Genomic DNA, 19,259 nt, shown 5'->3' on the forward strand with positions numbered 1-19,259 from the left:
ACTTCAAACACGCGGCACTAGGACAACCACTGCCCATTGCGCATTACCCCCGTCAGTTCCAGATCCTCGTTTGTGACAACCACATCGGCGCGGAGCCCCCGGCGGAGGCCGCCTATTTCATCGGAAAGTCCGAGGACAGCAGCGGGAACCGACGTCGCCGAGCAAATAGCATCGGGAAGCGCGACGCCGGCTGCCACCGTTTTGCTGACCACGTCCAAGAGGGTGGAGGTGCCGCCGGCGATGGACCCGGTGGCATCCAGTGTGGCCACGCCATCGCTGACAGTCACCGGTGAAGGGCCGAGCATGTAGTTGCCGTCGGACAGGCCTGCTGCTGCCATGGAGTCCGTTACCAACACGATGTTGCCGGCACCTACCAACTGGAAAACGGTGGACACCGTGCTGGGATCCAAATGGGTTCCGTCTGCGATCAGTTCCACAACAGCCTTCCCTTCCTGGGCCATGCGCAGGCATGCAGCAACGGGACCAGGGGCACGATGATGCAGGGGCGGCATCCCATTGAAAAGGTGCGTGACGGTGGGAAGCGAGCTGACGCCGTCGAACCCTGCTGACTCAAGTCCCTCGCGGGCCGCCGCCAGCGACGCCGCGGCCGTGGCGTCGTCGCAGTCCGTGTGGCCCAAAGAAGGGGTGACACCATGGGAGGTCATCAGGTCCACCAAGGCGGCTGCGCCGGTAAGCTCCGGGGCGTAGGTCATGGTGGCCAGTTTTCCGGCCGCTGCGCCCACCAGTTCTTCCATGAGCTCCAGGTCCGGTTCCAACAAGTAGTCCGGATTCTGTGCCCCGCAGCGGGCGTGGGAAAGGAAAGGGCCTTCAAGATGAATGCCGGCAACGAGTCCTTCGTCCACGAGCTTCACATAAAGCCCGATGCCCCGGAGGAGGTCTTCCCGGGGAGCGGTGACCATGCTGGCGAGGAACGTCGTGGTTCCTGATCGATGCAGGAACTCCACTGCCTTACGCGCCGAGGCTTCTTCCCCGCTTGGGAAGTCGCCACCATTGCCGCCGTGGCAATGAACGTCCACGAGGCCGGGGAGGAGGTAACTACCACTGGGAATTCCCAAGCGTATGGCGCTCTGGAAGCCTTCGAAGTCGTCGGGATGGAAGCCTGTTGCTGGTCCCGCGTAGGCTATCCGGTCCCCGTCAATGGCAACCAGGCCGTCTTCCACCACCTCGCCATCGCTGACAAGCGTTCCTCTAATGATCTGATGGCTGGGGGCGGATGAAGATGGGAAACGGGAAGCGGCAGTCATGCTTTTGATTCTAGTGGCCCTCGGCACAGTCTCCCGAAGGGAAGAACTCAGAAGAGCCGGGACTCGCTGTCGTCCACGCCGCGCAGGGCATCATAATCGAGCGTGACGCAGTCGATGCCGCGGTCGTTGGCCAGTACCTTCGCTTGGGGCTTGATCTGTTGTGCGGCAAAGATACCCCGTACCGGTGCCAGCAGGGGGTCGCGGTTGAGCAGTTCGAGATACCGCGTGAGCTGCTCGACGCCGTCGATGTCCCCGCGGCGTTTCAGTTCAATCGCTACTGTGGCGCCGTCGGCATCCCTCGCCAGAATGTCCACAGGACCAATGGCGGTGAAGTACTCACGACGTATGAGGGAGTAACCGGAACCGAGGAGCTCGATTTGCTCGGCCAGGAGTCGTTGGAGATCTGCTTCGACGCCGTCCTTGATCAGGCCGGGATCGGTGCCGAGTTCGTGCGAGGTGTCGTGCAGTTGCTCGTAGATGTTGATGATCAGGCGATCATCGGTTTTGGCCGACTGAACCGTCCACTGCTCCACCACGCCTTCTTCCACTTCGGTTTCCTCAGGGGTGGTGACACGAAGGGTCGCAGGGGGGCTCATCCAGTTCAACGGCTTGTAGGAACCGCCGTCGGAATGCACCAGCACCGAACCATCCGCTTTGACCAGCAGGAGCCTGGTAGCGAGGGGAAGATGGGCCTTGAGGCGGCCAACGTAATCAACAGAACAACGGGCTATGACGAGTCGCACCCGCCCCACATTACCGCCTACAACAGCGTGACTGGGGCAGAATGGAAGCATGCCCCGCTCCAACCGTCCTCGTCGCAACGCGTCCAGCACACGCTCGGGCAACGCCGGTAGCAGCAAATGGACGGAACCCGCACCGGAGCTTGACCTTGAGCGGGCGCGCGGCGGGATTGCCCGGCGTGAAAGTGCGCCTGACGGGGACTGGATGGTGCGGACCATGACGGCCAAGAAAGCCGAGAAGCAATATATCTGCCCTGGTTGCTCCACCGCTATCCTGCCGGGCATAGCCCATTTAGTGGTGTGGTCGGACAGCCATCTCTTCGGGCAGGCGGCGGGGCTGGCGGAGCGCAGGCATTGGCATACCAACTGCTGGACATCCCGGACTTACCGCTACCGCTGATTCCTTTAGGCTTGGTTGCATGACTTTCGACCCCGCCTCGTTCGTTTTCACCCCGCAGGACGCGCCCTCGGAAATTCGTGCTTCCACGGTCCTGCCGGCCCTGCGCGAGAATGTGGAGTTCACCACAGAGGACGGCAAGGTATTGCTGGGAGAGCTCGCGCTCCCGGCATCCGGGGAAATCACCGCCACGCTGATCACTCTGCACCCGCTTCCCACCCACGGCGGATTCATGGATTCGCACGTTTACCGCAAGGCCTCCTACAGGCTGCCCGCGCTGGCGGGAGTAGCGGTCCTGCGCTTCAACACGCGGGGCACGGTCTCTCCGCGGGGCACCAGCGATGGCGGTTTCGAGGAAGGCATTGGTGAGCGCTACGACGTCGAGGCGGCTGTTCGTTTCGCCGTGGAACGCGGACTTCCGAACCGGTGGCTCGTAGGATGGTCCTTTGGTACCGAGCTCGCCCTCATGTACGGCGCGGTGGAGCCCGTGGCGGCGCAGATTGAAGGCGCCGTGCTGTTGTCCCCGCCCTTGCATCGCGCCACGGACGTGCACCTCAAGGAGTGGGCAGCCTCCGGAAAGCCGTTGACGGTTCTGGTGCCGGAACATGATGACTACCTGCAGCCTGCTGAAGCAGCCCAGCGGTTCAGCCTGGTACCGCAGGCCCGGCTGGTCGGCGTCGACGGTGCCAAGCACCTCTGGGTCGGCGAGAAGTACGCGGCCCGGGTCTTGGACGAAATCGTCGACGACGTTACAGCGGCGGGTGCCGGAGTGGCCGGTCTGCCCCGGGAATGGGCGGGGCCGGTCGCGAACGCCTAGCCCGGTATCAGTGCCTGTCTTGCCGGACGATGAAGACTTCCTTGATCAGCAGCATGATCGCAGCCGCCGTAGGAATGGCGATCAGTGCTCCCAGGACGCCCAGCAGGCTGCCACCGGCAATGACCGATATCACGGCCACGGCTCCCGGTACTGCCACTGCGCGTTGCATGATGCGCGGTGAAATGAAGTACGCCTCGAACTGCAGGTAAGCGAAGTAGGCGATCGCGTAGACCACGGCTGTCTGCCAGCCGGCGGTCAGAGCTACCAGGATGACCACCACAGCAGCGATCATGCCGCCTACCAAGGGAATGAACGCCAGCAGGGCAACGACGAACGCAAGCAGGACGCTGAACGGGATGCCCAAAATAGTCATGAGTATGAAGGCAAAAATCGCGTTGAGGAGGGCCACGCACACCTGGCCGATGACGTAGTTGCCAACGGAGTCGGTGATCGCTTCAGAAAGTGCCTCAACACGTGGGCGGCGGGACCGGGGAGCGAGCCGGTAAGCCCACTTCTTCATGGACGGCAGGGCCGCCAGGAAGTAGAGGCTCAGGACCAGGACGATCAGGGAACCGAAGAGGCCGTTGGCCACCGTGGAGCCGAAACCTACAACTCCGCCGAAGATGCCGCCCATCGCTTCGGGGTCCTTGACGAACTTGTCCAGCTCAGTGGTGATACGGTCACGCACGCCGAATTGGCTGTCTGCGGTGCGGAAGAAATCCGAGTCGAGGAAGCTGCGGATCCACTCCGGAGCTTGACGGACGATTTCGGATACCTGTTCCACAATGGTGGGAATCAAGGTTGCGAAGAATCCGGCCACAGCGAGCACAAGGGCTGAGACGGATATGAGGATGCCGGCGGGCCGGGGTACTTTGCGGCCTTCCAGCCAGCGGACCACAGGATCAAGCCCGAGGGCAATGAACAGTGCCGCCACGATCCACAAAATGAGCTGGGTGGTGTTGCTGGCGATGTAGAATACGGCCAATGCAATGCCCACACCGGCCGTACCCATGAAGCCGACATATACAGGGTGCTGGGATGACATCCGTGGGCCGGGGGCGCCGAACCCATGATCGTCTTCGGGCCTGAAGCCTTCGCTGCGCTCTTCGGATTCCGTCTCCGGGGGCATCTCGAAGCGAACGCGGTTCCGGGCTCCGGGAATGGGCTGCCTGAGCCTGCGGCCGATAGCGGCCAGACGTCCGGTGCGGACGGGTACTGTCGCAGCAGGAGTAGTTGGAACCGTCGCAGCAGTGCCCTCGGAAGGGCCAACCACCGCACTGGACCCGGGCTCATCGACGGGACGGGGCTCCATGTGGTCTTTCACGCGGTTTAGCTGCCTTTTCAGTGGTGGTACAGGGTGGACTTAGGCGTTGGAAGGCCCGATTATCATGATCATCGCCACACTATCAGGAGCGCGGAATGGTGCTGCAGCGGCGCGGTGGCGGGCTTTTAGGGATGTCGGCGAGATCACCTCGATCTGACTCTCTGATAACAAAACGGTTACCCTTGAAGTTCAACGACCGCTGATGATAGGTGATCCTGTGCGTTTGAAGACTGCAGCCTTGCTGGTGCTGCTGGGCCTGCTCACGATGCTGGCCGGTATTGGCCAGCTGACTTTTTGGGCCCCCTCCGAGACCGTGACGGCTTCGGTTCCCGGCGATACTAAAGCTGCCCCGCTGACCGTGATCGACCAAAAGTTGATCGCCCTCCATGACGGGCCGGTGAAGATCAAGATTCAGGGTGAAGGCAACTTTACCGTCGCTACGGGACGCCCGGACGACGTCCAAGCCTGGGTCGGCAAGACTGCCCACAACACCTTGACAGGCGTCTCTGCGGACCAGAAATCGCTGGAGGTGTCCTCTGCAGACGGCGAGGCCACGGCTCCGTCCCCGGCCGGATCCGACTTGTGGGTCAGCACCGAGGACGCCAGCGGCGAGTTGGACTACACCTGGAACCCTCCCGCTGATGGTGAGTGGTCTCTGTTGGTTGCCGGCGACGGTACCCAGCCCGCGCCGTCGTCGGTTTCCATGACATTCCCGAACAACGCCACCACCCCATGGGCAGTGCCGCTGATTGTTCTGGGCATCATCATCATCCTGGTGGGAGCGGCATTGCCGTTCATCGCCAAAGCACTCAGTAATCGCCGCAAGGACGACGACGACGAGCCTCGCGACGGTGGAGAAACCACCAGCCTTCCGGTTCAGTCGTCTGCAGCAACGACGCCCACTGCAAAGTCGCCGACGTCCGAGTCGCCCGCGGGTGACGAGGGCCGCCGTCGTGGTGCCGGAACCGAGGGTCCGACCCTCCGGGTCACCGCACTCGCGGCAACGCTGGCAGCGGTCATGGTTGGTGGAACAGCTGTTGCCGCCCAGGCCACCTCCACCCCCGAGGCCACTTCAACCTCCTCTGCTGCGGCACCTGCCGAAGGCGGAACGCCTGTCATGCTGGAATCCCAGCTGCAGAGGATCCTTGAGCAGGTAGCGAGCACCGTGGATGCAGCGGACGCTGCAAAGGACGCCGCAAAGCTGGCTCCCCGCGTGGACAAGATGGAACTCCAGATCCGGACGCAGAACTACAAGATCCGGTCCGCTGTTTCTGCTTACGAGCCGCGTATGCCGGTCCGCGCCACCAAGCTTCAGAGCAGCGTTATCAGCACCAAGCGGGACTGGCCCCGCACGGTCTTCGCCCTCACGCAGGGCGAGGGCAACGTGGTGCCGCAAGTCCTGACCCTCGTGCAGACTTCGCCCCGCGAAAACTACAAGCTGTGGGGCAGCGCGCCGCTTCAGCCTGGCACGAACTTCCCTTCCTTCCCGATTCCGCGCAACGGAACTGAAGCTGTACCGGCGAGCGAAAGCGCGGGCCTGGCCTACAGCGGTAACCAGGCCCTGGAAATCCTGAGCGAGATGCTGACGAACCCTGAATCGCCCAACCGAAGCAAGTTGGCCGATGGGCAATCTTCGCCGTACATCGCAGGGGCACTGGCCTACCAAGCGGACACTGTGAAGAACGGAACCAGCGCAAACTTCAAGTTCACGCATACGCCGGTCAGCAACCAGACAGTGGTGCTGCGGACAGCCGACGGCGGTGCTGTGGTTGTGGGGCGTCTCGACTTCGCTTTTGAGGGCACCCCCAAGGCGGCAGGCGACAAGCTTGTGCTTGAGGACGATTCCGCCGTTTTCGCCGGTGGTAAGGAAACCACCACGGGCATGGTTCTGAACTTCGCCGAATCCGTGGCTGTGTACATTCCCCCGGCAGGTTCAGCCGATCCCATGAAGCTCGTGGCGGCTACCCGCGGGCTGGTCGGAGCCAGCTTCAAATAAGGCAAGCCCATGGCAGGGCAGCGGCTAGAGTGGACGGTATGAGTTCGCCCGGATACCGACCCACTCCAGCCGCTGCCAGCCAGCTCAATCTTCGCGGGGCCGTTGACCTGTCATCGCTGCGCCGCCCGGCCGCCCCGCCGGTGCCTGCCCCCTCTGCTTCGGCGGAGGGTGGATCCGCCGTGGACGGCACGCCGCCAGGGGGCGAAACCGGCAAGGCCCCACTTCGAGTGGATGCAACCGAATCAAACTTCCAGGATCTGGTGCAATTGTCTGCTCAGATCCCCGTGCTCTTCCTTCTGTGGTCCGGCTATGCGCCCGAGTCGCCCGCCGTCCTCGACGCAGCCGAGCGCGTTGTTGAAAGCTATGGCGGCCGCCTGGTGCTTGCAGCCGCCGATGTGGACACTTTCCCGCAGCTGGCGCAGGCTTTCCAGGTTCAGGCTGTTCCAACAGCCGTAGCCGTGATCAAGGGGCAGCCCGTTCCGCTCTTCCAGGGACCTGCGGATGATGAACAGATCCGAAACCTGGTGGAGGAACTCCTCAAGGTTGCAGCAGCCAACGGGGTCACCGGCAGTATCGGTGACGCTACGGCAGCAGAGGACGCGGAGCCCGCACCACTTCCCCCGCTTCACCAGGCCGCCATCGATGCGATCGAGGCCGGCGACTACGCCGGAGCGGCCGCAGCCTACAAGCAGGCTCTTCTCGAGCAGCCGGCAGACACCGATGCCAAGGCGGGTTTGGCCCAGGTTGAGCTGATGGCCAGATTGGACAAGCTCTCTGCCCCCGAGGCTGAAAGTCTCCGCGACCTCGCTGCCAAAGAACCGGACAACGTCCAGGCTCAGTTGGGTGTGGCTGATCTCGACATCTCCGGCGGTCACATTGACGACGCCTTCAACCGCATCATTACGTTCATCGGCAGGAATTTCGGTCCGGAGCGGGAGACCGCCCGCGTACGGCTTCTGCAGCTGTTCGAAGTGGTCGGGACCCAGGACGAACGGGTTGCAAAGGCCCGCCAAGGGCTCGCGAGGGTTCTCTTCTAGTGCCGTCCGCGCTGTTCACGCCGCTTCGGTTGCGTTCGCTAACTGTCGCTCACCGGGGTTGGGTCTCGCCCATGTGCCAGTACAGCTGCCATCCGGAGAGCGGAGAAGGCGTCCCGAACGACTGGCACCTGATGCATCTGGGCTCTTTTGCCGCCGGTGGCGCAGCCTTGATCCTGACAGAGGCAGCCGCGGTGAATGCTGCAGGCAGGATCAGCCCCCTTGATGCCGGCTTGTACTCCGATGAGCAGGCAGCCGGCTGGGAGCGGATAGTGCACTTCGTGCACCGGCATGGGGCTGTCGACTGCAAGATAGGAGCCCAACTCGCCCACGCGGGGCGCAAGGCCTCTACATACTGGCCGTTTGCTGAGCGCTCCGGCTCGGTTCCGGAGTCCGACGGCGGATGGGTCACCGCTGGGCCAGGCGGCGATCCGTTCGACGGTTATGCCGCACCTGGAGCCATGAGTGAGGCGGACATACAAGGCGTCGTGGCCGACTTTGCAGCCGCTGCCAGTCGTGCAGTGGCAGCGGGTTTCGACACCGTGGAGATCCACGGTGCCCACGGATACCTCCTGCACCAGTTCCAAAGCCCGCTCATCAATACCCGGACGGACGGTTGGGGTGGAAGCGAGGAGGGGCGCAACCGGCTGATGCTCGCCGTTGTGGATGCGGTCAGGGAAGTCATCCCCGACTCCATGCCGCTTCTGCTCCGTATTTCCGCGTCGGACTGGGCTGAGGGAGGCGTTGACGTCGAGGCTTCAGTTCGTCTGGCCCGCGCCGCTGCCGAACGTGGCGTTGACCTGGTGGATGTCTCCAGCGGTGGCGCGGTAGCGCATCAGCAGATCAGGGCCGTGCCCGGTTATCAGGCTGGTTTCGCCCAGCAGGTGAAGAACGACGCCGGGGTCCTCACCGGCGCGGTGGGGTTGCTCACGAGCCCTACGCAGGCCGAAGATATTGTGGCCAATGGCAGGGCGGATGCTGTTTTCATGGCCCGTGCCGCATTGCGGGACCCACACTGGTGGCTCAGGGCTGCGTACGAACTGGGCCACGACATTCCATGGGTTCCGCAGTACCAGAGGGCCGTTCCCCGCCACGGCTTCTAGGAGCTGCTCAGGTTTGCTGTTGGCAAGGTTAGGCTGTGTTCATGACGGAACCACGCCATGAACCCACGCCCACGTCCGCGCCGCCACAAGCCTCCGCGCCGCCACAAGCCTCCGCGCTCCCACAAGCTGCTGCAACGGAAGGCGCGCCCTTGGCTGCGCTGTCCATTCGTGGGTTGGCCAAGCGGTTCGGAGAAAAAATTGCCGTTGATGGCGTGAGCCTGGAGGTTCCTGCCGGTTCTTTCTACGGGATGGTTGGCCCCAACGGTGCCGGCAAGACCACAACGCTGTCCATGGCCACCGGCCTGCTTCGGCCCGACTTTGGCACCGCGTTGGTCCATGGTGTGGATGTTTGGGCCCGGCCCCTGGAAGCGAAGAAGCTGTTGGGCGTCCTGCCGGACGGGGTGCGCCTTTTTGACAGGCTGACGGGCGAACAATTGGTCACCTATTCCGGGCTGCTCCGCGGCATGGACCGTGATGTCGTGGCTTCCCGGGTTTCTGAGTTGCTGGCCGCCCTTGATCTCCAGGCTGACGCCGGCACGCTGGTTGTTGACTACTCGGCGGGCATGACAAAGAAAATAGCTTTGGCTTCGGCCCTGATTCACGCCCCACGTCTTCTGGTCCTGGATGAGCCCTTTGAATCGGTGGACCCCGTTTCCGCTTCCAACATCCGGGGAATATTGGAGAGCTACGTCGCCTCCGGGGGCACCGTCATCGTTTCAAGCCACGTCATGGACCTTGTGCAGCGTATGTGCAGCCACGTTGCCGTGGTTGCCGGTGGCCGCGTCCTGGCGGCCGGATCAGTTGACGAGGTCCGGAACGGCTCCACCTTGGAAGAACGTTTTGTGCAGTTGGTGGGCGGCGGACACCGGACGGAGGGGCTGGAATGGTTGCGCACCTTCTGAGCCTGAAGTGGCGCCTGCTTCTTAACGGATTCAAACGCAGCCCTTGGCAGTTGGTGGGCATGGCACTGGGCTTGCTCTATGCCCTCGGCGTCCTTTCTCTTCTTATTGGCGGACTCATTGCGCTGCGGTGGGCTGACGCTGAGATTGCACACACGGTAGTGGTGCTGGGCGGTGCGGCCACGGTGCTGGGCTGGGCCATTATTCCGCTCCTCGCTTCCGCGGCGGACATGACCTTGGACCCGGCCCGCTTCACCACTTTCGCGATTCCCCCGAGGCAACTCCTGGCTGGGCTCGCCCTGGCGGGGTTCATTGGTATTCCAGGGTTGGCTACGTTGCTCGCCGCCTTGGGAACGGTGGGAACCTGGTGGCGTAGCGTTCCGGCTGTGGCAGGTGCTTTATTGGGCGCCATCCTGGGTGCTGTTACCTGCATCGTTTTGTCCAAGGTGGTAACGACGGCGACGGCGGGCCTTGCCTCCTCACGACGATTCAAGGACCTCAGCAGCATCATCGTCTTCATCCCGCTGATGCTGCTGGGACCCATCATGGTGGGAATCGTGGACGGTGTTCGCGGCAGTGCCGACTACCTGGCCGTGTTGGCCCGCGCTGTAGCCTGGACGCCACTGGGTGCAGCCTGGTCCCTGGGCGGCGACCTGGAGTCCGGCAATGTGGGCGCCGCAGCCCTCAAATTCCTGATCTCCGCGGTAACCATTGCCGGTCTCCTCTTGTGCTGGCATCTTCTGCTGCAGCGTGCTTTGGTGACGCCCCCGTACTCCGGAGGTTCGGCCAGGAAGGGTGGAAGACTCGGGCTGTTCGCCCTCCTTCCAGGGACTCTCGCGGGCGCAGTTGCGGCACGGGCTTTGATCTACTGGATGAAGGATCCAAGGTATGCGGCTTCCCTGGTCATTGTTCCCTTGTTCCCCGTCATCTTTTTCTTCAGCGGATCACAGAGTGGCAGCTACGGCCTGCTCATGATCCTGGGGCCGTTGACGGCGTTCATGATGGCATGGTCCATCTGTGCCGATGTCTCGTATGACAACACAGCCTTTGCGCTTCACCTGGCTGCTGGCGTCCGGGGCGTTGATGATCGATTGGGTCGCGCCTTGGCCTGCTTGGCCATCTCGCTGCCAGTGGTGCTCGTGTTCACCATCGGGCCACTCTTCGTCACCGGTGATTGGCAATGGCTTCCCAACCTTCTGGGTTTGTCGCTGGGAACTCTCTTCACCGGGCTGGGGCTCTCATCGGTGATTTCCGCCCGCTACAACATCGCCGTACCTTTGCCCGGAGACAGTCCGTTTAAGAAGCCGCCAGGAAACGTTGCCCAGACGCTGGCGGTGCAGGCCGTTGGTATGGGCGTTCTGGCCCTCCTGCTCGTTCCGGAGCTTGCATTGGTGGCTGTCCAGGCCGTTAGCGGGGGACCGCAAGCCGGATGGATCAATCTGGCAGTGGGACCTTTACTCGGCGTCATCCTCTTCGTGGTTGGCGTACGGCTCGGTGGAAAATGGTTGGACGCCCGGGGTCCGGAAATGTTCGCCCAACTCAGTGTGAACCGATAGCCGCGTAACAACCGTGCCCACAGGTGGGACATGGGATAACGTCTTTGTCAGATAGCTAAGAAACTAAGAAAGGCCGTGACGATGGAAGTTGTCATTCTCCCTGGCACTAAACAGATCGGTGCACTCGCAGCCGACGCCATCGAAGCGCTGGTACGCCGTAAGCCCAACGCAGTCCTGGGCTTGGCAACGGGCTCGTCCCCGCTGCCTATCTACGACGAGTTGGCCAGCCGATACGAGGCCGGGGGATTGGACTTCAGCCAGGCGCATGGCTTCGCTTTGGATGAATACGTGGGCCTGGAAGCAGGGCATCCCGAGTCCTACCGTGAGGTCATCCGGCGGGAATTCACCAACCGGGTGAATATCAAACCGGAGAACGTCCACGGGCCGGACGGTGCGGCCGAGGATCTTGAGGCAGCGTGCCAGGGCTATGAAGACGCCATCAAGGCCGTGGGCGGGGTGGATCTCCAGATTCTTGGCGTAGGTACCGACGGGCATATTGGTTTCAACGAGCCCGGCTCCTCTCTGGCATCCCGTACGCGCATCAAGACGCTGATCGAGCAGACCCGCAAAGACAATGCGCGCTTTTTCGACAGCATCGATGACGTTCCCCACCACGTAGTAACCCAAGGCCTGGGGACCATCATGGATGCCAGGCATGTGGTGTTGGTCGCAACAGGCGCCCAGAAGGCCCAAGCCGTCCGTGATTTCGTGGAAGGACCGGTGGCTGCGATTTGCGCCGCATCCATCCTCCAGATGCACCCCCACGCCACCATTTTGGTGGATGAGGCGGCCGCGTCATCGCTGAAACTGGCTGATTATTATCGGCACACCTATGACAACAAGCCGGAGTGGCAGGGCCTGTAGACGGTAAGATGTTTCGCATGACTACGCTTCCTCCGGATCCATTCGAAAACGACCCCATGCGCGAGCTTTCCGGAGCCGGAACGTCCACTGCCACCATTGAGCGCGAAGAAACGCGCCAGGAAGTGGAACCCGGCGACCGCGAGCGGTTTTCGCACTACGTCCGCAAGGAAAAGATCATGGAGTCGGCCCTGACCGGCGAGCCCGTCATTGCCTTGTGCGGCAAAGTCTGGACGCCGGGGCGCGATCCCAAGAAGTTCCCGGTCTGCCCGGAGTGCAAGGAGATTTACGAAGGCCTCCGCCCCGGCAACGACGGTGGAAAAAACGGCGGCCCGGGCAACTCCAAGTAGTGGGTGGGAAGAGAACACCGGCCCTTTCTGATCATCACCGGCTTACGGTCCGCCTTGGCGTGCCCGGAAAGCCGGAGATCGTCATCGCTGCCATCAGGCCGGGGGAGTCAGCATGACAGAAACACTCTTTGGTGGACCATCCCTGCCTCCGGCCTACCCGGAACGCGCCGCTTGGGGTACAGCTCCCAAGCTCCGAGCGTGGCAGCAGGAGGCCCTCGACCTTTACATGACCCGCAATCCGAAGGACTTCCTCGCTGTGGCAACGCCCGGCGCCGGTAAGACCACCTTCGCGTTGCGTATCGCCACCACCTTGCTGGACAGCGGAGTGGTCAACCGCATCACCATCGTGGCGCCCACCGACCACTTGAAACGGCAGTGGGCGGACGCCGCAGCCAAAGTGGGAGTTGCCATTGATCCCAACTTCAAGAACTCCGATGGACAACACGGCCGCGGTTTCGTGGGGGTTGCGGTCACATATGCGCAGGTAGCGAGCAAGCCCATGCTGCACCGGGCCAAGACCGAAGCGGCCCGTACTTTGGTGATCCTGGACGAAATCCACCACGGCGGCGAAGCGCTCTCCTGGGGAGACGGCTTGCGGGAGGCCTTTGATCCTGCTGCGCGACGATTGTCCCTTACAGGTACCCCCTTCCGTTCGGACACCTCGCCGATTCCTTTTGTCGAGTACGCCGAGGACCGTGACGGCATCCGCCGGTCCAAGGCTGATTACACCTACGGCTACGGCAATGCACTCCGGGACAACGTGGTGCGTCCTGTCCTTTTCATGGCCTACTCGGGCCAAATGCGCTGGCGGACCAGTGCAGGTGACGAGATGGCGGCGTCCCTGGGTGAAGCGGCTGTGACCAAGGACATCACCTCGCAGGCCTGGCGGACTGCGTTGAACCCCACCGGTGAATGGATCCCCGCCGTCCTTGCGGCCGCGGACAAACGGCTCGGCGAGGTTCGGCGGACCGTGCCGGACGCCGGCGGGTTGGTAATCGCCACGGACCACGATGACGCACGTGCCTACGCCGGCCAGTTGAAGAAAATTACAGGCCAGTCTCCTACGGTGATTCTCTCCGATGATTCCAAGGCGTCCAGCAAGATTGAGGAGTTCTCCGCGGGGGACCAACGCTGGATGGTGGCTGTCCGCATGGTGTCCGAAGGCGTGGACGTTCCCCGTCTTTCGGTGGGCGTCTATGCGACATCCACTTCCACGCCGTTGTTCTTCGCCCAGGCCGTGGGCCGCTTCGTGCGTGCCCGCAAGAGGGGGGAGACGGCGTCGGTATTCCTGCCGTCCGTGCCACCGCTCATGGTGCTGGCCAACACCATGGAAGCTGAACGCGACCACGCCTTGGATCGCCCGGAAAAGGACGACGACGGCCTCTTCAACCCTGAAGAAAACCTGATGGCCGAGGCCAACCGAGAGGACAAGGCGTCGGACGAGCTCACCAAGGGCAAGTTCGAAGCCTTGGATTCCCAAGCCTCCTTTGACCGCGTCCTTTTCGACGGCGGCGAGTTCGGCACCGGGGCAGACATCGGTTCCGATGAAGAGCTGGACTTCCTGGGAATTCCGGGGCTTCTCGACGCCGAGCAGGTAGGCACGCTGTTGCGTCAGCGCCAGCACGAGCAGCAGTCGCGCAAGAAGCGCCAGTCGCCCTTGGCAGCTGCTGCCTCACCTGCGGTTCCTGACCACCGCATGCTGATGGACCTGCGCAACGAGCTGGCCAAGAACGTGGCTGCCTGGTCCGCCCGCACCGGCACGCCTCACGGAGTGGTTCATACGAAGCTGCGTGAAGTATGTGGCGGTCCGGCGGTGGCCCAAGCGAACGAAGAACAGTTGCAGGCCCGCCTGCGCAAGCTTCAGGACTGGTTCATCGGCAGGAAGTAGCCGATTCCAAAGTCAGCATAGTCAGCAAATACAAGGGAGGGCGCCGCGGTTGCGGCGCCCTCCTTGTTTCCGTCCAAGCCGGTGCCGGCTCGATTCGGTGCCAGCTCGATTCAGTGCCAGCTCGATTTAGTGCCAGCTCGATTTAGTTTCAGTCGCGTTCGACGTCGACGCCGGCAGCTTCCATTTCATCAAAGGTGCCGTCAAGGTCTTCTGCGATTCCAGCTGTGAGCGCGGCGATGACCGTGGTGGTGTAACCGGCCTGCACGGCATCCAAAGCTGTGGCCTTGACGCAGTAGTCCGTTGCCAGGCCCACTACCACCACTTCCTCCACGTCGTGGCTCTGCAGCCAGTCGTCGAGCCCGATTGCGTCCTCATCGAGGACCTCGGCTACGGTGGTGCCTGCCTTGAGGTCGCCGGCGGGGACGTCGTCTTCAGGTGCCAGGACGCCCTCGAAGCCCGAGTAGGCAGCGGTGAACTGCCCTTTCCGGAAGTAAGCCTGGATGTACTCCGGATCAAGGTCTTCGTGGAGTTCTGCGCCTTTGCTCCTTGCCCTGCAGTGCGGAGGCCAGGAGTCAATCATGTCCGGGTCATCCGAAAAGTGGTCGCCGGGCTCCACATGCCAATCCTGGGTTGCCACGATGTGGTCGAAGTGTTGCTGGTTGGCGTCCACGTACTCGGTGATGGCGCCAGCCACGGCGGCGCCCCCTTCGACAGGGAGCGTTCCGCCTTCGCAGAAGTCGTTTTGTACATCGACGATGATCAGGGCCCTGGACATCAGTTCTCCTCGTAGATGGTGGGGATGGCAGCCTCGCCGCGCTGCAGGCGGTTCACGACGGCGGGCAGTTCCGCCATGGTGGCGGCGTGCCGTTCCCGTGCACGGATGACACCTTCCGGCCCGGTCCACCCGGGCAGCACCTCGCCGTTCTTGACGAACTGGTGAAGCAATTCGCGGTCGTTGCCGTCGTCTTCCGGGCGGTGGCCGATTCCAACGATTTCCTGCGTGGCGCGGCCGCGTTCGTTGAGCTTGCGGAGGGCGTATTTACGTCCACCGACACTGGCCTTGTTCTTGGCGGCCTTGGCAACCGAAATGAACTCACCGGCGTCATTGGTCCGGCTGACCAGCTTGTAGACCATGCTGGCGGTCGGTGCCCCGGAGCCGGTGACCAGGGACGTACCAACGCCGTAGGAGTCCACGGGGGCGGACTGGAGGGCCGCGATGGCGAATTCGTCGAGGTCCGAAGTGACTACGATGCGGGTGTTCACGTTGCCGAGGTCATCCAGCATTTGTCGTACCCACTGCGCCTGCGCAATAAGGTCGCCGGAATCCAGCCGGACGGCGCCAAGTTTGTCACCAGCCAACTCGACGGCGGTACGCACCGCCGTCTCCACATCGTAGGTATCCACCAGCAGTGATGTGCCCGGGCCGAATGCCGCGATCTGTGCTTCGAAGGCCTCCCGCTCGGTGTCGTGGAGGAGCGTGAAGGAGTGGGCGGCTGTGCCGACCGTCTTAATGCCGTAGCGCCGTCCGGCCTCCAGGTTGGAGGTACTGGCGAAGCCGGCAATCACAGCGGCGCGGGCTGCCGCCGTCGCTGATTCTTCTTGGGTACGCCGGGAACCCATTTCGATGCACGGGCGTGTGCCCGCCGCCGAGGTCATCCTTGAGGCCGCTGAAGCAATGGCGCTGTCGTGGTTGAGGACTGACAGGATGAACGTTTCCAGAATGCATGCCTCGGCGAAGGTGGATTCGACGATGAGGATGGGGGAGTTGGGGAAGTAGGCGTCACCTTCGGCGTAGCCCCAGATATCGCCACTGAACTTGTAGTCGGCCAGGTAGTCCAGGGTTTCCTGATTGACCACCTTGTTCTGCTCGAGGAACGCAAGTTCGTCCTCGCCGAACCGGAAGTCCGCTATGCCCTCCAAAAGGCGACCTGTGCCGCCCACCACGCCATAGCGGCGGCCGTCCGGCAGCCGCCGGGCGAATGCTTCGAACACCGAGCGGCGGTGGGCGGCGCCCGAGTGCAAGGCAGCTTGAAGCATGGTCAGTTCGTAGTGGTCTGTGTACAAGGAAGTTGCGGGGTGGTCCCACGACGTGGCTCTACTCACGAATTCACTCTAGTGCGAGCCGCCATAGAATGGACAGATGAGCCCTAGCGTTGCGTATGGCACGGACATCGATGAGCGGACGAAAGCTGAAGAGCAGTCGTCCACCGATGTCCTGACAGCCCCTGATATCCCCTGGAACCTCGTGATCTGGAATGATCCCGTGAATCTGATGAGTTACGTGAGCTATGTGTTCCAGAGTTACTTCGGCTACTCCGAGTCCAAAGCCCACAAGCTCATGATGGAGGTCCACAAGAAGGGCAGGTCCATTGTTGCCCACGGCAGCAAGGAGCAGGTGGAGCAGCACGCGGTGGCCATGCACGGTTTTGGTCTTTGGGCCACTGTGGAGAAGGCCGCAAGCGGCAACGAAACACCCGGGAAGGGCGGCCGCCAGCGTGGCTAAGGCATTCAAATACGGGCTCAAGGGCATCAGCGGATACTTGGAGCCGGCGGAACGCGACCTCCTGCGCGGGCTGCTGGACGACGTCATCTCCATGCTGGAGTCGGATGTCCGGGAGAACGAAGACCCGCTGGCAGCGCTGATCGGCCTGGACATGGACGTCAAGCAGCCCAGTGACCGAGCCCTGCTGCGCCTCTTGCCGAACGTCATGAAGGACGACGACGGCGGCTCGCTGGAGTTCCGCCAGCTCACCGAACGCTCTGTTCGGGAGAACAAAATCGGCGCCTTGAGGGCTGCAGCGTTGGGCTTGGACAAAAACGAGCTTGTCCTGACGCCCGAGGACGCCAGGCGTTGGTCAATGGCACTGAACGACGTCCGGCTGGTTTTGGCCGAACGCCTGGACATCCGCGATGAGGCGGATGCCGAGCACATCCACAGCATGCAGGATTGGAGCCAGGCGGAGGACGTGGAGAGCTACCTTGCCCTCGTCTATAACTTCACTACGTGGCTCCAGGAGTCCTTGGTGCAGGCGATGATGGCCGCAAGGCAGGCGAAATCCTGATCCGGCCGGCGGGTTGCTACTCTATTCCCTGTGAAAATTCCGGCTGTCCTGTGACGCATCAGACACGAGGCGGAGACCACAGGTAATGGCCGCACACCACGGGAAGCCTTATTCTCGAATAATTATGACTTCAGCATCGGGTTCACCACATGGCGCATTGGGCAGTGGCGCCACCATCGGCAACGGCGAACTCATGGGGAAACGTCCAATCGGCATTTTCGATTCAGGCGTGGGTGGATTGACTGTGGCGCGGTCCATCATCGATCAGCTCCCCAACGAATCAATCCTGTACGTGGGCGACACCGCAAATGGCCCCTATGGTCCACTGCCCATTGCCGAGGTCCGGGCAAACGCGCTGGGCGTTATGGACGAACTGGTCGATTCAGGCGTGAAGTTGTTGACCATTGCCTGCAACTCCGCTTCCGCCGCGGTGCTCCGAGATGCCCGGGAACGCTATACGGCGCGTTATGGCATTCCGGTCATCGAAGTTATCCAACCCGCAGTCAGGCGCGCCGTCTCGGCTACCCGCTCCGGCAAGATCGGCGTCATCGGAACCTCCGCCACTGTGGGGTCGAGGGCCTACGAGGACACTTTTGCTGCCGCTCCGGACCTGACCATCACGTCCGTGGCCTGCCCCGCATTCGTGAACTTCGTGGAGGCCGGCATCACCACCGGCCCGGATCTCCTGGCCGCCGCCAATGAATATCTGGAGCCCCTCAAGGACGCCGGAGTGGACACTGTAGTCCTGGGTTGCACGCATTACCCGCTGCTTACCGGCGTCATCTCATTCGTCATGGGCGAAGACGTCACGCTGGTCTCCAGTGCCGAAGAGACTGCAAAGGACGTCTACCGTGCCTTGGCCACCCATGGCATCCAGCGCATGGAAACGCAGGCACCCAGCCACGAATTCATAGCCACCGGCGATGCTACGCAGTTCGAGACCCTGGCCCGCCGCTTCCTGGGGCCGGAAGTCCTCTCCGTGAAGCACGTGGACCATGTGGCGGCCCAGTACCCCACAGGCAGCCTGGCCCGAATCACTCCCGAGATGCTGGAAGCGGCACGATCGGGAGCCGGACTGTCCCGCCGCTCGTACTTCGTCCAGCCCGAGGACACCCTTGCGAACGGCGCCGGAACAACCATGGGACGTGGCCTGTGAAGCTGACCATCGTGGGCTGCACAGGCTCATTCCCCGGTCCTGGCTCGCCGGCGTCGTGTTACCTGGTGACCGCTCACGACGGTGAGCGCGAGTGGAAGATCGTCATGGACCTGGGCAGCGGAGCCTTGGGTGCCATCCAGCGCTATACGGACCTTGAAGACATCGACGCGATCTTCCTCACCCACCTGCACCCCGACCACTGCATGGACCTTTGCGGCCTGCACGTCGCGGTCAGGTGGAAGCCCGGCGGATGGGGTCGGGACCGCCTGCCGGTGTGGGGGCCGGCGGCCACCGCGGACAGAATGGCCACGGCTTATGGGCTGGACCTCGATCCCGGCATGCATGAGGAATTCGACTTCACCAACTGGACCGAGCTCAAGCCCGTCACGGTGGGTCCCTTCACTGTGACCCCCTTCGCGGTGAATCACCCCGTTGAAGAGGCTTACGCTTTGCGGGTCACTGCCACGGAACCGGGCAAAGACGGGGTTTCCGTTACCAAGGTCCTGACGTATTCGGGGGACACCGATTCCTGTCAGGGACTCGAAGATGCCGCGCGGGACTCAGACTTGTTCCTGTGCGAGGCGGCTTTTGAGGAGGGCAGGGACGACGACATCAAGGACGTCCACCTCACCGGTAAGCGCGCCGGCGAAGCTGCCATGAATGCCGGTGCCAAGCGGCTTCTCCTGACACACATCCCCGTGTGGACTTCGCAGACCAAGGTGTTGTCCGAGGCCAAGCCCGTTTTCACCGGCGACGTCGCTGTTGCCGTTGCCGGAGTCCACTACACCATTTAGCTGCACTCCCGCTCCAC

The 19,259-nt window shown here is 62.7% G+C and carries 19 protein-coding genes; 14 read left to right on the plus strand and 5 right to left on the minus strand.

What is annotated here, in order from left to right:
* Window positions 1-17: 17 nt before the first annotated feature.
* Both nagA and nucS read right to left on the minus strand, forming a co-directional pair.
* Complete coding sequence (nagA, locus tag ACLRGI_RS02790) at window positions 18-1,265, minus strand: N-acetylglucosamine-6-phosphate deacetylase (protein ID WP_419200203.1); 1,248 nt, start codon at window positions 1,263-1,265, stop codon at window positions 18-20.
* Between the two features lie 47 nt (window positions 1,266-1,312).
* Window positions 1,313-2,008 carry an endonuclease NucS gene (gene nucS, locus ACLRGI_RS02795; protein ID WP_419200204.1) on the minus strand — a complete coding sequence of 232 codons (696 nt, stop codon included), beginning with the start codon at window positions 2,006-2,008 and terminating at the stop codon, window positions 1,313-1,315.
* Between the two features lie 49 nt (window positions 2,009-2,057).
* On the opposite strand from nucS, the gene ACLRGI_RS02800 reads away from it, so the two are divergent.
* Window positions 2,058-2,405 carry an Rv1322 family protein gene (locus tag ACLRGI_RS02800; protein ID WP_419200206.1) on the plus strand — a complete coding sequence of 116 codons (348 nt, stop codon included), beginning with the start codon at window positions 2,058-2,060 and terminating at the stop codon, window positions 2,403-2,405.
* 19 nt (window positions 2,406-2,424) lie between these two features.
* Window positions 2,425-3,219: an alpha/beta hydrolase gene (locus ACLRGI_RS02805; RefSeq protein ID WP_419200207.1), complete on the plus strand. Its 795-nt coding sequence runs from the start codon at window positions 2,425-2,427 to the stop codon at window positions 3,217-3,219.
* Between the two features lie 7 nt (window positions 3,220-3,226).
* Here the strand turns inward: ACLRGI_RS02805 and ACLRGI_RS02810 are convergent, their stop codons facing one another.
* Window positions 3,227-4,543: an AI-2E family transporter gene (locus ACLRGI_RS02810; protein ID WP_419200208.1), complete on the minus strand. Its 1,317-nt coding sequence runs from the start codon at window positions 4,541-4,543 to the stop codon at window positions 3,227-3,229.
* 202 nt (window positions 4,544-4,745) lie between these two features.
* Between ACLRGI_RS02810 and ACLRGI_RS02815 the strand changes: the two genes are divergently transcribed.
* From ACLRGI_RS02815 to ACLRGI_RS02850, 8 genes are all read left to right on the plus strand, one after another.
* Window positions 4,746-6,539, plus strand: coding sequence for a DUF8094 domain-containing protein (locus tag ACLRGI_RS02815; protein ID WP_419200209.1), 1,794 nt, complete (start codon window positions 4,746-4,748; stop codon window positions 6,537-6,539).
* 38 nt (window positions 6,540-6,577) lie between these two features.
* Window positions 6,578-7,576 carry a tetratricopeptide repeat protein gene (locus tag ACLRGI_RS02820; RefSeq protein ID WP_419200211.1) on the plus strand — a complete coding sequence of 333 codons (999 nt, stop codon included), beginning with the start codon at window positions 6,578-6,580 and terminating at the stop codon, window positions 7,574-7,576.
* Window positions 7,576-8,676 carry an NADH:flavin oxidoreductase/NADH oxidase gene (locus ACLRGI_RS02825; RefSeq protein ID WP_419200212.1) on the plus strand — a complete coding sequence of 367 codons (1,101 nt, stop codon included), beginning with the start codon at window positions 7,576-7,578 and terminating at the stop codon, window positions 8,674-8,676. The genes ACLRGI_RS02820 and ACLRGI_RS02825 overlap by 1 nt, the downstream gene beginning before the upstream one ends.
* Before the next feature lie 41 nt (window positions 8,677-8,717).
* Complete coding sequence (locus tag ACLRGI_RS02830; protein ID WP_419200213.1) at window positions 8,718-9,578, plus strand: ABC transporter ATP-binding protein; 861 nt, start codon at window positions 8,718-8,720, stop codon at window positions 9,576-9,578.
* The gene (locus tag ACLRGI_RS02835; protein ID WP_419200215.1) at window positions 9,560-11,131 is read left to right on the plus strand and encodes a transporter; all 1,572 of its coding nucleotides are present in this window, start codon (window positions 9,560-9,562) and stop codon (window positions 11,129-11,131) included. Before ACLRGI_RS02830 ends, ACLRGI_RS02835 begins: the two co-directional genes overlap by 19 nt.
* 81 nt (window positions 11,132-11,212) lie before the next feature.
* Window positions 11,213-11,995: a glucosamine-6-phosphate deaminase gene (nagB, locus tag ACLRGI_RS02840; RefSeq protein ID WP_419200321.1), complete on the plus strand. Its 783-nt coding sequence runs from the start codon at window positions 11,213-11,215 to the stop codon at window positions 11,993-11,995.
* Window positions 11,996-12,003: 8 nt separating this feature from the next.
* Window positions 12,004-12,342: a DUF3039 domain-containing protein gene (locus tag ACLRGI_RS02845; RefSeq protein WP_419200216.1), complete on the plus strand. Its 339-nt coding sequence runs from the start codon at window positions 12,004-12,006 to the stop codon at window positions 12,340-12,342.
* Window positions 12,343-12,454: 112 nt separating this feature from the next.
* On the plus strand, window positions 12,455-14,230 hold the full coding sequence (locus tag ACLRGI_RS02850) for a DEAD/DEAH box helicase (protein WP_419200217.1): 1,776 nt from the start codon (window positions 12,455-12,457) through the stop codon (window positions 14,228-14,230).
* 148 nt (window positions 14,231-14,378) lie between these two features.
* Here ACLRGI_RS02850 and ACLRGI_RS02855 read toward each other — a convergent pair whose 3' ends face one another.
* Both ACLRGI_RS02855 and ACLRGI_RS02860 read right to left on the minus strand, forming a co-directional pair.
* On the minus strand, window positions 14,379-15,005 hold the full coding sequence (locus ACLRGI_RS02855; protein ID WP_419200218.1) for an isochorismatase family protein: 627 nt from the start codon (window positions 15,003-15,005) through the stop codon (window positions 14,379-14,381).
* Window positions 15,005-16,333, minus strand: coding sequence for a nicotinate phosphoribosyltransferase (locus tag ACLRGI_RS02860; RefSeq protein WP_419200219.1), 1,329 nt, complete (start codon window positions 16,331-16,333; stop codon window positions 15,005-15,007). The genes ACLRGI_RS02855 and ACLRGI_RS02860 overlap by 1 nt, the downstream gene beginning before the upstream one ends.
* A 37-nt stretch (window positions 16,334-16,370) precedes the next feature.
* On the opposite strand from ACLRGI_RS02860, the gene clpS reads away from it, so the two are divergent.
* The 4 genes from clpS (at window position 16,371) to ACLRGI_RS02880 (ending at window position 19,242) form a co-directional block, all read left to right on the plus strand.
* Window positions 16,371-16,733: an ATP-dependent Clp protease adapter ClpS gene (gene clpS, locus ACLRGI_RS02865; RefSeq protein ID WP_419200220.1), complete on the plus strand. Its 363-nt coding sequence runs from the start codon at window positions 16,371-16,373 to the stop codon at window positions 16,731-16,733.
* Window positions 16,726-17,292: a DUF2017 domain-containing protein gene (locus ACLRGI_RS02870; protein ID WP_419200221.1), complete on the plus strand. Its 567-nt coding sequence runs from the start codon at window positions 16,726-16,728 to the stop codon at window positions 17,290-17,292. Before clpS ends, ACLRGI_RS02870 begins: the two co-directional genes overlap by 8 nt.
* An 85-nt stretch (window positions 17,293-17,377) precedes the next feature.
* Window positions 17,378-18,448 carry a glutamate racemase gene (gene murI, locus ACLRGI_RS02875; RefSeq protein WP_419200222.1) on the plus strand — a complete coding sequence of 357 codons (1,071 nt, stop codon included), beginning with the start codon at window positions 17,378-17,380 and terminating at the stop codon, window positions 18,446-18,448.
* On the plus strand, window positions 18,445-19,242 hold the full coding sequence (locus tag ACLRGI_RS02880; RefSeq protein ID WP_419200223.1) for an MBL fold metallo-hydrolase: 798 nt from the start codon (window positions 18,445-18,447) through the stop codon (window positions 19,240-19,242). Before murI ends, ACLRGI_RS02880 begins: the two co-directional genes overlap by 4 nt.
* The last annotated feature ends 17 nt before the right edge of the window (window positions 19,243-19,259 follow it).

The organism is Paenarthrobacter sp. PPS72 (genome assembly GCF_048537125.1).
Lineage (GTDB): Bacteria > Actinomycetota > Actinomycetes > Actinomycetales > Micrococcaceae > Arthrobacter > Arthrobacter nitroguajacolicus_E.

What these genes read in the sequence shown, in the direction of transcription:
- ACLRGI_RS02820 (WP_419200211.1), top strand. Translation starts at nt 6,578, where the DNA reads ATGAGTTCGCCCGGATACCGACCCACTCCAGCCGCTGCCAGCCAGCTC.
- ACLRGI_RS02850 (WP_419200217.1), top strand. Translation starts at nt 12,455, where the DNA reads ATGACAGAAACACTCTTTGGTGGACCATCCCTGCCTCCGGCCTACCCG.
- ACLRGI_RS02800 (WP_419200206.1), top strand. Translation starts at nt 2,058, where the DNA reads ATGCCCCGCTCCAACCGTCCTCGTCGCAACGCGTCCAGCACACGCTCG.
- ACLRGI_RS02845 (WP_419200216.1), top strand. Translation starts at nt 12,004, where the DNA reads ATGTTTCGCATGACTACGCTTCCTCCGGATCCATTCGAAAACGACCCC.
- ACLRGI_RS02835 (WP_419200215.1), top strand. Translation starts at nt 9,560, where the DNA reads ATGGTTGCGCACCTTCTGAGCCTGAAGTGGCGCCTGCTTCTTAACGGA.
- clpS (WP_419200220.1), top strand. Translation starts at nt 16,371, where the DNA reads ATGAGCCCTAGCGTTGCGTATGGCACGGACATCGATGAGCGGACGAAA.
- ACLRGI_RS02815 (WP_419200209.1), top strand. Translation starts at nt 4,746, where the DNA reads ATGATAGGTGATCCTGTGCGTTTGAAGACTGCAGCCTTGCTGGTGCTG.
- nagA (WP_419200203.1), bottom strand. Translation starts at nt 1,265, where the DNA reads ATGACTGCCGCTTCCCGTTTCCCATCTTCATCCGCCCCCAGCCATCAG.
- ACLRGI_RS02855 (WP_419200218.1), bottom strand. Translation starts at nt 15,005, where the DNA reads ATGTCCAGGGCCCTGATCATCGTCGATGTACAAAACGACTTCTGCGAA.
- ACLRGI_RS02805 (WP_419200207.1), top strand. Translation starts at nt 2,425, where the DNA reads ATGACTTTCGACCCCGCCTCGTTCGTTTTCACCCCGCAGGACGCGCCC.
- nagB (WP_419200321.1), top strand. Translation starts at nt 11,213, where the DNA reads ATGGAAGTTGTCATTCTCCCTGGCACTAAACAGATCGGTGCACTCGCA.
- ACLRGI_RS02830 (WP_419200213.1), top strand. Translation starts at nt 8,718, where the DNA reads ATGACGGAACCACGCCATGAACCCACGCCCACGTCCGCGCCGCCACAA.
- murI (WP_419200222.1), top strand. Translation starts at nt 17,378, where the DNA reads ATGGCCGCACACCACGGGAAGCCTTATTCTCGAATAATTATGACTTCA.